The organism is Leptolyngbya cf. ectocarpi LEGE 11479, from assembly GCF_015207065.1.
Lineage (GTDB): Bacteria > Cyanobacteriota > Cyanobacteriia > Phormidesmidales > Phormidesmidaceae > Leptothoe > Leptothoe ectocarpi.
Map to the genome: position 1 here is coordinate 1 of NZ_JADEXP010000210.1, position 11,273 is coordinate 11,273.

Consider the following 11,273-nt stretch of genomic DNA (forward strand, 5'->3'; position numbering starts at 1 on the left):
CGTCTCTCTGGGCCTTTATGTGGGTGAAATAACTTACCCTTTTTACTCTGAATAGCCCTAAGACCTGCAATATTCAGATACATTAGAGTTCGGTATGCAATTTGCTCGGTAAGCGCGCATGGATTTCGGTATTGGATTTCTGACGAACAATATAATGCTGCCAATCCTAGATTTTTTCTATGGGATTGTGCCTAGCTATGGTCTGGCCATTGTGGCCTTGACTCTGCTTATTCGCTTTGCGCTCTATCCGCTGAATGCGGGATCGATTCGCAACATGCGGCGCATGAAGATTACCCAGCCTCTCATGCAGAAGAAGGTCAAGGAAATCCAAGAACGCTATAAAGATGACCCGGCCAAACTTCAAGAAGAGATGGGCGGTGTTTACAAGGAGTTTGGTAATCCACTGGCGGGTTGTTTTCCAGTGGTTTTGCAAATGCCGATTCTGTTTGCATTATTTGCAACGCTGCGTGGATCGCCGTTTGCCGACATTACCTATCCGGTCAATCTGCAAATCGTTCCCCAAGACGCCATTGAGCAAGTTCAGCCCCAAGCATTTTCTGCTAAGACATCCAATCTGTATATTGCGGACGGTGAGCATTTTCCGGTATCTGCGGTTCTGCCTGCCGGTAATCGAATTGGTGTAGGGGATACTGCCGCTATTCGATTACAGACGCCTGACGGTGAGTCTGTGCAGCAGCTGGCCAAGGAATTCGCCGAGGATCCATCTGTATTTGTCCCCCAGTGGGAAGTAACCAAGGGTCAAGAATTCATTACAGTCGATGCCAATGGCCAAATTACCGCGCTGGCCCCTGGCGATGTGACGGTGCAGGCTAAGTTGAAAGGCCTGGCGGCAAATAAAGGCTTTTTGTTTATTAAAGAGCTGGGCCGCATTGGGGCCATGGGTGATGAGGGTGAGATTCACTGGGATATCCTGGGAATGGTGCTGTTCTTTGGGATCAGCCTGTATGTGAATCAGCTACTCTCAGGCCAGTCTTCCAGCGATAATCCTCAGCAAGAGACGATTACAAAGCTCACCCCTATTTTGTTCTCAGGGATGTTCTTGTTTTTCCCTTTGCCTGCGGGGGTGCTGCTGTACATGGTACTGGCTAATGTTTTCCAGACAGCACAGTCATTTATCTTGTCCAAGGAGCCCTTACCGGAAAATATTCAAGCTCTGGTAGATGCCCAGGAAGCAAAAACTGCCAGCACTGACCGCGGCCCCCTAGCCTTTGAGCCGGGTTCTAGAAAAACTGCTGAGAAAAGTAGCGATCGCACAAAGTCAGCGCCTAAGGGGTCTACTAAGTCTAGGGCTGCTAAAAGCAGTGGTAAGGCTAGTTCTAATCGTTCTAAAGGTAATAAGAAATCTGGCGGCGGCTCTAAAAAAAAGGTCTCTAAACGTTAGGGTTCGGTAGACTTGTCGTTGGCATGAAAGACGCTGAGCAGGTGTGAGTAACTTATGGGTGAGCAGCAAGACAAAAGCGGGATTCTTTGGCTATCGCAGTTATTAGGCCATCAAGGTATTAAAACTGATGTGACGGGTGAGCACATTGATGATGAGCTAGGCGATAGCAGTTTTTGGCTGACCATTGATGACTCCTCTTTGACACAGGCTCAAATTGACGGGTTGCTGGGTGACCGGGGGCGTGTTTTAGATGCAATTCAGTATTTAGCCAATACCGTTCTCAACATTGGTCAAGACCCGGCGGAACAGCAGTCCTATACCATTGAGTTGCAAGGCTATCGGCAACAGCGCCGGGATGAACTTAAGGCGATTGCGGCTAAAGCAGCAGAAGCGGCGTTAGCCAGCGGTGGTGAACACGAGGTTGCTGATCTATCCTCGGCTGAACGTCGTCAGGTACATACGTTTTTGAAAGCTTACGGTGATTTGGAAACCTTTAGCCGTGGTCGAGAGCCGGATCGGCGATTGGTGGTTCGAGCCTTGGGTACGAGCGACGCTGCTGAGGATGAGTGAATCTCGCAGTAAATATTGCGAGATTAGTAACTTTTTCCCAGTCCTCTGCTGCTCCTATGGGAGCCTAGTACTAGTTCGAATTAGTTTTGCCCTTCAAAGTGGCTAGAGAGCGGCCCATGCAGCGAATATATATTCCCCATTTGCTGAAAGATCCGGGGCACACTCGGACCATAGAAATGGATGATTACCTGAATGATCTAGAGACTCTGACCCCGGTTAAAGGTCGCATTCAGGTGCAGCATCGTGGTAACTTTTTGGATATTTCAGCTCAGGCTGAGACCATTACTACGCTCACCTGTCATCGCTGTTTGCAAAATTACAATACGCGTCTTCAGGTTGATACCTCAGAGTTTATCTGGCTGCAGGAACCTCAAACCGACGTCTATGCCGATGAGGTGGAAGTGGGTCTTGATGAGCTGGTCGAAACGTTGCCACCCCAAGGTCACTTTGATCCCGCCGAGTGGCTTTATGAACAGCTATGTTTAGCGCTACCTCAGCGACAGCTATGCGATCAATCCTGTGAGGGAATTGTTAATCCGGTAGCCAGTGGCGATGATGTTTCCGCTGTTGGCGACCAGCGTTGGGCTGCCCTATCTGCTTTAAAACAGCAGCTGTCCGATTAGTCCTATAGGTTGGGTTGTCTATGGTATTTCAAGAGGAATTAGGTCTGCTGATTCGGGCTCGGTATCCGCTAGTTTATATTCCAACCCGTGAAGAGGAGCGTGCAGAGGAGTCAATCTCGGTAGTTGCAGCTACAACCGGTAATCGAGCGGTTTATGTTTGGGATTTTGTTGATGGCTATCAGGGTAATCCCAACGATGTGGGAGTGGCTCGGCGTAATCCGCTACAGGCTTTAGAATTTGTTGAAAAACTACCCTCTGCGGCGGCTGCCGTCCTGATTCTGCGTGACTTTCATCGTTTTCTAGATGATATTGCGGTTTCGCGTAAGCTGCGTAATCTGGCTCGACTATTAAAGTCTCAACCGAAAAATATCATTATCCTGTCAGCTCAGCTGACTATCCCGGATGAACTCAGTGAGCTGCTGACGGTATTAGAATTTCCCCTACCTACCGTTGATGAGATTCGAAGTGAGATCGGGGCTTTGCTGGGGGCGATGGGATCCTTGCCAGAGCCAAAAGCCCTGGATAGCCTAGTTCGGTCTTGTCAGGGATTGTCTATGGAGCGAATTCGTCGGGTTTTGGCCCGAGGGATTGCAGCCAATGGTGCGTTTAGCCCCAATGACATTGACCTGATTTTAGAAGAAAAGCGTCAAACGATTCGTCAGACACAGATCCTAGATTTTTATCCTGCCACTGAAAAGATTTCTGATATCGGTGGTCTTGATAATCTCAAGGACTGGCTGATTAAGCGGGGTGGTTCATTTTCAGAACGTGCTCGCCAGTATGGTTTGCCCCATCCTCGAGGGTTGATGTTGGTGGGTATTCAGGGAACAGGCAAGTCGCTGACGGCCAAGGCGATCGCACATCATTGGCATTTGCCTCTGTTGCGCCTAGATGTGGGTCGTCTGTTTGCGGGGCTGGTGGGTGAGTCAGAATCGCGTACGCGGCAGATGATCCAGCTTGCGGAAGCACTGGCTCCCTGTATTCTGTGGATCGACGAAATTGATAAGGCATTTGCTGGATTTGAGGGGCGTGGGGACTCAGGTACAACTAGCCGTGTGTTTGGGACATTTATCACGTGGCTATCAGAGAAAACGTCACCTGTGTTTGTAGTGGCGACGGCCAATAATATTGGGGTATTACCCCCAGAACTGCTACGTCGTGGCCGTTTTGATGAAATTTTCTTTGTGGGTCTGCCGAGTCAACCTGAGCGAGATGCAATTTTTAATGTCCATCTCAGTCGATTGCGCCCCCACAATGTGAAGAGTTACGATACCAGTCGCCTGGCTTACGAGACTCCGGATTTCTCAGGCGCTGAGATCGAGCAGGCCATTATCGAAGCGATGCACATTGGCTTTAGTCAAAATCGTGATTTTACGGTGGATGATATTTTAGAAGCAGCGAGTCAGCTAGTGCCGTTAGCCCGCACGGCTAAGGATCAGGTGGATGCGCTCCAGGCTTGGGCGGCCTCAGGTAAGGCTCGCCTAGCATCGCGCCAATCTACGCTGAGCGATCGCATGAAGGGGTTGGAGTAAAGTCCGTTTTTGATGAGCCCATAACTTTCTGCAGAAAATAAGGTATAACCGTAGGACGATCTGCGAGTATCCCTGATTTTCACAGTAGCTATGGCATCCCAACGAGTTAACCCCCAGGCCTTTTTAGTTGGACTGATCAAGTTTGTTTTGGGAGTTGCGATCGCACTGTTCGTTATTTCCCTAGCCGGAGTGGCCACAGCTCGTTATTTTTTGACACAGCTGTCAACGCTGCCCGAACGGCCTGTGTATGATAACGATGCTCCGGTCGCAGATGCTGCAGAAGGCACTGCAGAAAACACGGCTGAGCAAAAACCAGCCGCACCTGCTCAGGCAGCCGACGCAACACCGCCTGAAACTGAAGAAGCGGCACCGGATGCTCTATATGAGGTCGTTGTTACCTACGGTGCTGGTTTACTGCTGCGCACAGGTGCAGGTGCGGACTCCGAGACCATCGGCGGCATTGACTACGATGAAACCGTCGAGGTTTTAGAAGAATCGGGGCGTTGGTATAAGGTTCGCACCAGCAGTGGCACAGAAGGCTGGATTAAAGGGCAGGGAAATACCCAAAAGCTGTAGTTGCGATGATTAGTTGCGATGATTATTGGTGTAGTTAATCCGGGCTCCAGCCCAGAGTAGCTTGTTGCGCAAGGTTTGATAGTAGGACTGATTTTGACGCAGCAGCACAAATTTTGCCATGTGCTCAGCCATGGAAATATCCACCCGCTGCCCTGGCCAGATCGCTGTTGCCATCACCCCGTCCATCCATAGCTTGGTGGTCATGGCCGGGTCGGCCAGGGGCCAGACGCTGACCACGCTGCCAGCTGGAATCACCACAGGTCGACTCGATAAGCTCAATGGACAAATGGGCGTGACCACAATGGCATCCATCCCAGGATGTACAATCGGGCCATTGGCGGCCACCGTATAGCCTGTAGTTCCCGTGGGGGTGCTAATCAACAGGCCGTCGCCTTGATACTGGTCCACCACTTCCCCATCAATTTCCATTTCTAAAATCGAGGTGATCATGCGGTCAGGGGAGGCGGGTTTGACGCACATTTCATTGAGGGCCCAGTACATCTCGCTGAGGGGCTCACGGTTAGTGCGATTACCTTCATGCAGGCAGGCCTGTAACATCATGCGCTGCTGTACGGCATAGCGATCTTCGAGCAGGCGGTCGAGGATGGCATCAAAGTCCTCAATTTCATCGGATGATTCGGTCAAAAATCCCAAGTGTCCGCCAATATTAACGGCCAAAATCGGAATATTTTCGGGGGCCAAATGTCTGGCAGCAGAGAGCGCTGTACCGTCGCCGCCGAGGACCACAGCGAGATCAATGGGTTGGTGAGCCGAGGCCAGGAAGACAGGATAGGGATTATCTTTGGGACCGCTGGGACCCAACATTACCTTAGCGCCACGATTTTCTAATTGTTTGGCAGCTTTTGCGGCCCAGCTTTTGCTGTAGGGATTGCCTGCTTTGTGGACAATAATGACTTGATTGAGCTGCACGGCGAGATTGGGGAAGAGCCTGTTGCAATACTATAGCTTTAGCCTGGAGAAGATACGTTGTCAGGCTGTGCGCTTAGGACGATTTCCAGTTGAGGGCCGCTTGGTCGAGCACATAGTTGGCTAAACGGTCAATTTCTTCTGGGCTGAGCCGATCGCCATAGGCGCTCATTAATCCTTTGCCGTTGGTGATTAGGGTTGAGATCGCAGCCGCTGAGTCATAGCCATGGCGCTTTAATGCCTTTTGTTTAAGGTTCTTGCCACGTCGAATGATGTTTGCCCCATTGGGATGACAGCCTGCACAGTGAACTTCAAACAGCTCAGTGGCTGGAGGGCTAGCTGGTGAGGGATTATCCGCCCAGACGATAGCTGGGGTACTCACCCAGAGACTAACGACCAAACAGCAAATGAAAAGAGACCTGAGCATAGGCTGACCGCTTGAATAGACCTAACAGATTTTACGATAGCTTGTCTGGGCGGATGAAAGCGCTAAACTGTGGAAGATCTAAGGGTAGGTTGCGATGTGAGGCCATGACGCTATGAAAAAAGTTCCCTTACTCATGGGCCTAATGGTATTTGCGGCAGTTGCCGGAGGTAGCTTTGCCTATGGCTGGTACAGCATCACACCTGCGCCGAGCCCAGACGGCAGTGAGGCTGTGCAAGAGGCTGCGCAAACAGAAGGGGCCGTAGCGGAGGCTTTTGATGAAGGGCCTAACCCCCAGTCTGAGGAACAGTTTGAGGCCAGCCGTCTAGCCATTAGCCCAGACAGTCTTGCTGATAGAGCGCCCATCGCTGAGCAGCTATCTAATCTGACTCGAATCGATGAGAATGGCCAGATTACTGTGGCGTTGGATGAATTGCAGCTGACTCAGCTGATGCATGAGGCCCTGCTAAGCCAGCCTCAGGTGGCGCAAATTTTTGCCCATGCCCAGTCTTTGAGTACAACTCTAGATAGCGATCTCATCGAAACGGGAGCTGTGCTAAACCTTTCAGAAATACCTATAGAAGGATTGCCCACCGAGCTACAGACAGCGCTCACCCAACTCACCAGTGCCGCACCTATGCTGGCCGAACGGGATATCTATATCGGTCTTGTTGCCCGTCCTCAAGTGCAAGATGGCCAAGTTTACCTAGACCAAGATCTCAAACTAAAACTAGGCCAGTTTACGCTGCCTGTAGCTGATGTAGCTGGGCATCTAGGACTGTCGACCCATGATATTGAACAACGGCTCAATGCTGTCTTAACTCAACAAGGCTTTACCCTAGACGCCATTGAAGTCATAGACGAACGGCTCGTGATTACCGGTGCTAGACCCTAACATTACAGTCACGCAATCTTCGCTCGCTAATCTTGACTGGCTAATCTATGTCATTGGGCTGTACGCCTTTAATAATACGGGACAGCTCACTTTTCTCATCTACAGAAACCCGTGTGGGAGAGCCGCTGATAATCCGTTCCAGATTGCGGAAAGAATCCTTGATCTCTGGACCGTTAGCACTGATTGTGTACTCACGGATGGCCTTATCGTGCCATGATCCCCGCATCTTAAACACGTTGAGTGCCCGTGACATTTCGCCCCGAATTTCCACATACTGCAGCATCAAAATGGTGTCTGTGATAGTGGAAATATGGGAGTCCGTAATCGAATGGGAGCCCATGAACTGCTCGGTTGTATTGGTGAAGAAACCAGTGATTTCCTCCTGCTTGGCATAGCCAGTTACACCAATGACAAACTGGCGAAATGAATTATTACTGACACCTCGATCTAACGCTGAAAGCGAGTCAATCGCAATTCGCGATGGCTTAAACTCAGCAATTTCAGATTTTATGATCTGCAGATGGTCTTCTAGACCGGCTGACTCAGGGTAGGCACAAATAATTTTGAGCAGACCTGCTTGTTCTAGTTCCTCAAAATCAATGCCCCATGAGTAAGCGTTGCGCGAGAGCTGTGCCCGTGATTCCTCGTAGGCAAAAAGGATAGACCGCTCTTTTGCTTGACAGCCGTTTTCAATAAACTTGCTGACCAGTAGAGTTTTACCCGTACCTGTGGCTCCGGTCGCCAGGATAATTGAATCTTTAAAGAAACCACCGCCGCACATTTCATCAAGGGTGGTCACACCAGAGGATACACGTACATTGGATGAACGCTGGGTGAGACGCATGGCTCCCAGTGGGAAAATATTAATACCATGGTTAGTGATGGTGAAAGGATATTCTCCTTTCATGTGAGTCGTCCCGCGTAGTTTCAAAATTTCAATCGTGCGACGGCGACGCTCTCCCTCCAACACGTTGCGCACAATCACCACGTTGTCAGAAACAAATTCTTCAACGCCGAAGCGGGCCACCGGACCGTATTCATCCACGCGTTCAGTGGACATTAGCGTCGTTACGCCCATTTGCTTTAGACGCGCAACCAGCCGAAAAATTTCGCGACGAACCACCTGGGCCGCATCGTATTGCTGGAAAACGGCAGTGACCGAATCAATCGATACTCGCTTTGCCTTGTACTTACGAACAGCATATTGAATACGTTCGATCAGTGCTGAAAGATCAAAATTGCCAACGATTTCCTGACCTTCAGGATCAGGAGATGCGTCTAGGATAAATAGCTTGCCATCACTAATAAGCTGCTGTAAGTCCCAGCCAAAACTGCAAGCATTTTGAATAATGTCATCAGGGGACTCTTCAAAGGTTACAAAGACACCGGGCTCATCAAAATCAGTGATGCCGTTGTACAGGAACTGCACGGCCATCAATGTTTTACCTGTCCCTGATGTGCCACTAACCAACGTTGCACGCCCAGCGGGAAGACCACCATGACTGATATCGTCAAAGCCTTCCATCATGGTGCGAATTTTTTTGACACCCACCAAGGTACTATTCGAGGGCAGCTCACCTTGAGAAGACTGAGTCATGATTTAGTAAATTGACCTGTTAAAAAAAATATGGCTAAAGAAAATATCATTATTATTATTTCAACAGGTTAAGCTTTCAAGGGCAAGCGCTACGCTTGATTCTCTGCTGAGTAAGTTAATTGTCTTCCCGGAGTTCATCATAGAGCAAGTCTAGGCCAATCAAGACACGCTCACGGTCAGATAGGTCTCCGATGATTTTACGTACCGGTGGTGGCAGAATCTTGGATAGAGTGGGCGTCGCTAGGATTTTGTCTTCCTCGGCTAGCTGTGGATTTTGTAAGACATCAATCACTTTAAGGGCATAGACACCCTGAAATTCTTCTTCCAAAATTGTATTGAGCATCTTGAGTGCTCGGGTGGAGTTAGGCGTATTGCCTGCAACATAGAGTTTTAATATGTAGGTTTTTTTATAGGCCATTAGAGGGCTCCTGAGAATGTGGCGATTGTAGAGCACAAGTGCCCCAGATCTAGCTAGATATGTATGAGGCTAAAGTTGCAATGAGGTCTAGGCTTCACGGGGAATAGACCGACGATACATTTCACATAAGTGAGCTAATACATCAATCAACGTTAGACGATAGTCCAGGAGGATCTCCTCGCTGCGGCCTTCCATATTGAGCTGCTTGGAGAAATTGTCCATAAGCTCCATATGAATTTCAACAACCTTGGAAATAGAAACATCGGCAAAAAATGCCAAATTAACGTAGTCGTCAATACGTTGGTTGAGGATTTTATCGTCCGCTGAAAAATAGGTCAAAATAATTTGACGATAGTCCTGACGGAGCTGCTCTAGAAACTCATGACGCTCCTCCAAGGTCATGTTGCGGACAAAATTTTGAGAGTTGCGCTTGTAATACACGCCTAAATAACCTAAGCGTTCATGTAATTTTTCAGTCAAGCGTTGTTGCTGTAGACTCAGCAGAAAGAGCCGATTATCACGGGCATCTGTTTTGACGTCTTCCGTATCAACTGCAGGAGTACCATGATTAGCTGGCAGCTGTAAAAACTGGCTAATGGCTTCGCTCACCTGATTTTCAATGGCATCCAGTTGATCTGGGGTGAGTTGAATAACGGCAGCGTGGTAATCATTTTGAGGAGTCGTTGTATCTTGATCTGTAAGCAATACAATTGGCAGCAAAATATCTCGCTCCCGCAGTTCGTGTAAAAGCTCTAATCCATCGTGGGCGGGTTGAACAACCAGACAATCTATCCTGTGACGATTGCTGATAGTCCATTGCACAAAATCTGATTGTGTTTTGCTCCAACTAATGGCAAACGGACTGTGGGCTAGCGTTTTCTTGAGGGACTCAGCCATGGAGGCTTGAGCCGTATAAATTCCAATGAGGAAACGTGCAGCCAAGGTTTGGGTGGGTATGACGCAATGTTAATGATTTATTACACTTATTTAACAATATTTTGTTTATTGATGCGAGTGACAGCAGTTTTTATTGGTTTCGGTGAGAAATAAACGAGCATGGAGGGATTCGAACCCCCGACCGCCAGAACCGGAATCTGGTGCTCTATCCAACTGAGCTACATGCCCTGGTGTCTGACATAGATAGTCCAAGGACCGTGCTTAATAGTAGCACTTGTCTTGATATCTGTCTGTGCCTTTACGGCCTAGGTGCGAATGGCATAGGCTCATGAAGTTATATAGATGTTTGGCTGTGTGCTTGATATTCAACACCTATCGAAAACCTTTGGAGAGCGGCAAGCGCTATCAGATCTGAATTTGGCGCTAGCGTCAGGTGAGGTCTATGGACTGTTGGGACCTAACGGAGCCGGTAAGACGACGACGATAAATGTGTTGAGCGGATTGCTGCGACCTGATACAGGACAGGTGCGGATTGCTGGGGAACCGGTGTCAGATGTGACAAAGCCTTATCTAGGGATTATGCCCCAGCAAAATTTGCTCTATCAGAGTCTCACCTGTAGTGAAAACTTGTCATTTTTTGCAAAAATTTATGGGCTATCACCGGCGTTGCGATCGCAGCGCGTCCGTACCTGTCTAGGCCTGGTAAACCTGCAAGACCGAGCCCACCATGTGGTGAACTCCTTGAGCGGAGGTATGCAGCGACGCTTAAGTTTGGCGGTGGCGATTGTGCATCAGCCGAAGCTGGTCGTTTTGGATGAGCCCACCACAGGGTTAGATATTGAAGCGCGCTATGACGTGTGGGAGCTGATCCGTGGGCTAAAGCGCGAAGGGGTGACGATTTTGCTAACAACGCATCTGCTTGATGAGGCAGAACGGCTGTGCGATCGCATTGGTTTTTTAAAGCAGGGAAAATTACTGACTCAGGGCAGCTTGGCGTATTTACGGTCCCACATTCCGGCCCAGGAAGTCGTCACCTTACAAACAACGGATGAATCGGCGGCTATTGCCAGAGCGGCTGCCCATGGATTTACGATGCGTCGCTATGATACCCATCTAGCATTTTGGCTGCCTGAGGCCCTGGAATTGCAGGCACTACTAGCTAAATTTGAGGGTATTCCCATTGATTCGATTGCCCGTAGCCCAGTGACGTTGGAGCATATTTACTTAGAGGTCACTCGGGCATAAGATTTTCTTCAAAGCATATTTACCGAGATTTACCCAGGGTTTATGGGCATGGATCCCAGAGGTGGATAATCTATAGTTAGTTCGCAAGAACGTTTATGTCTACTGCATTTGCAGCTTAACCCTATATAAAACTGACTTTTTAGCAGTTTTCTCTATACAGAACTATC

At 49.1% G+C, this 11,273-nt stretch carries 12 protein-coding genes and 1 tRNA gene; 7 read left to right on the forward strand and 6 right to left on the reverse strand.

Annotated elements, in window-relative coordinates:
- Positions 1 to 118 precede the first annotated feature (118 nt).
- The 5 genes from yidC (at position 119) to IQ260_RS19735 (ending at position 4,703) form a co-directional block, all read left to right on the forward strand.
- A complete protein-coding gene (gene yidC, locus IQ260_RS19715) occupies positions 119 to 1,402 on the forward strand; it encodes a membrane protein insertase YidC (protein ID WP_193994804.1) in 1,284 nt (427 codons plus the stop codon).
- A gap of 54 nt (positions 1,403 to 1,456) precedes the next feature.
- Complete coding sequence (locus IQ260_RS19720) at positions 1,457 to 1,972, forward strand: Jag family protein (protein ID WP_193994805.1); 516 nt, start codon at positions 1,457 to 1,459, stop codon at positions 1,970 to 1,972.
- A 116-nt stretch (positions 1,973 to 2,088) separates the two neighbouring features.
- Complete coding sequence (locus IQ260_RS19725; RefSeq protein ID WP_193994806.1) at positions 2,089 to 2,595, forward strand: YceD family protein; 507 nt, start codon at positions 2,089 to 2,091, stop codon at positions 2,593 to 2,595.
- A gap of 20 nt (positions 2,596 to 2,615) precedes the next feature.
- Positions 2,616 to 4,127, forward strand: a complete 1,512-nt coding sequence (locus IQ260_RS19730; protein WP_193994807.1) for an AAA family ATPase — start codon at positions 2,616 to 2,618, stop codon at positions 4,125 to 4,127.
- A 90-nt stretch (positions 4,128 to 4,217) separates the two neighbouring features.
- Positions 4,218 to 4,703 (forward strand): SH3 domain-containing protein, encoded by a 486-nt coding sequence (locus IQ260_RS19735; protein ID WP_193994808.1) that lies wholly within the window; start codon positions 4,218 to 4,220, stop codon positions 4,701 to 4,703.
- 9 nt (positions 4,704 to 4,712) lie between these two features.
- Here IQ260_RS19735 and IQ260_RS19740 read toward each other — a convergent pair whose 3' ends face one another.
- The gene (locus IQ260_RS19740; protein WP_193994809.1) at positions 4,713 to 5,633 is read right to left on the reverse strand and encodes an NAD(+) kinase; all 921 of its coding nucleotides are present in this window, start codon (positions 5,631 to 5,633) and stop codon (positions 4,713 to 4,715) included.
- Between the two features lie 73 nt (positions 5,634 to 5,706).
- Positions 5,707 to 6,057 carry a c-type cytochrome gene (locus IQ260_RS19745; RefSeq protein WP_193994810.1) on the reverse strand — a complete coding sequence of 117 codons (351 nt, stop codon included), beginning with the start codon at positions 6,055 to 6,057 and terminating at the stop codon, positions 5,707 to 5,709.
- Between the two features lie 112 nt (positions 6,058 to 6,169).
- On the opposite strand from IQ260_RS19745, the gene IQ260_RS19750 reads away from it, so the two are divergent.
- Complete coding sequence (locus IQ260_RS19750; protein ID WP_193994811.1) at positions 6,170 to 6,949, forward strand: hypothetical protein; 780 nt, start codon at positions 6,170 to 6,172, stop codon at positions 6,947 to 6,949.
- Between the two features lie 40 nt (positions 6,950 to 6,989).
- Here the strand turns inward: IQ260_RS19750 and kaiC are convergent, their stop codons facing one another.
- From kaiC to IQ260_RS19770, 4 genes are all read right to left on the reverse strand, one after another.
- Positions 6,990 to 8,546 (reverse strand): circadian clock protein KaiC, encoded by a 1,557-nt coding sequence (gene kaiC / locus IQ260_RS19755; protein ID WP_193994812.1) that lies wholly within the window; start codon positions 8,544 to 8,546, stop codon positions 6,990 to 6,992.
- A gap of 115 nt (positions 8,547 to 8,661) precedes the next feature.
- Positions 8,662 to 8,964, reverse strand: a complete 303-nt coding sequence (gene kaiB, locus IQ260_RS19760; protein ID WP_193994813.1) for a circadian clock protein KaiB — start codon at positions 8,962 to 8,964, stop codon at positions 8,662 to 8,664.
- Positions 8,965 to 9,051: 87 nt separating this feature from the next.
- Positions 9,052 to 9,906 carry a circadian clock protein KaiA gene (locus IQ260_RS19765; protein ID WP_228016280.1) on the reverse strand — a complete coding sequence of 285 codons (855 nt, stop codon included), beginning with the start codon at positions 9,904 to 9,906 and terminating at the stop codon, positions 9,052 to 9,054.
- A 109-nt stretch (positions 9,907 to 10,015) separates the two neighbouring features.
- Positions 10,016 to 10,089, reverse strand: a tRNA-Arg gene (locus tag IQ260_RS19770).
- Positions 10,090 to 10,203: 114 nt separating this feature from the next.
- Here IQ260_RS19770 and IQ260_RS19775 point away from each other — a divergent pair.
- Positions 10,204 to 11,106 carry an ABC transporter ATP-binding protein gene (locus IQ260_RS19775; protein ID WP_228016281.1) on the forward strand — a complete coding sequence of 301 codons (903 nt, stop codon included), beginning with the start codon at positions 10,204 to 10,206 and terminating at the stop codon, positions 11,104 to 11,106.
- Positions 11,107 to 11,273 lie beyond the last annotated feature (167 nt).

Bases quoted from the DNA above. Each gene is read 5' to 3' on its own strand.
- IQ260_RS19750 (WP_193994811.1), top strand. From the start codon at position 6,170: ATGAAAAAAGTTCCCTTACTCATGGGCCTAATGGTATTTGCGGCAGTT.
- IQ260_RS19725 (WP_193994806.1), top strand. From the start codon at position 2,089: ATGCAGCGAATATATATTCCCCATTTGCTGAAAGATCCGGGGCACACT.
- IQ260_RS19775 (WP_228016281.1), top strand. From the start codon at position 10,204: ATGTTTGGCTGTGTGCTTGATATTCAACACCTATCGAAAACCTTTGGA.
- IQ260_RS19745 (WP_193994810.1), bottom strand. From the start codon at position 6,057: ATGCTCAGGTCTCTTTTCATTTGCTGTTTGGTCGTTAGTCTCTGGGTG.
- IQ260_RS19730 (WP_193994807.1), top strand. From the start codon at position 2,616: ATGGTATTTCAAGAGGAATTAGGTCTGCTGATTCGGGCTCGGTATCCG.
- kaiC (WP_193994812.1), bottom strand. From the start codon at position 8,546: ATGACTCAGTCTTCTCAAGGTGAGCTGCCCTCGAATAGTACCTTGGTG.
- yidC (WP_193994804.1), top strand. From the start codon at position 119: ATGGATTTCGGTATTGGATTTCTGACGAACAATATAATGCTGCCAATC.
- IQ260_RS19720 (WP_193994805.1), top strand. From the start codon at position 1,457: ATGGGTGAGCAGCAAGACAAAAGCGGGATTCTTTGGCTATCGCAGTTA.
- kaiB (WP_193994813.1), bottom strand. From the start codon at position 8,964: ATGGCCTATAAAAAAACCTACATATTAAAACTCTATGTTGCAGGCAAT.
- IQ260_RS19735 (WP_193994808.1), top strand. From the start codon at position 4,218: ATGGCATCCCAACGAGTTAACCCCCAGGCCTTTTTAGTTGGACTGATC.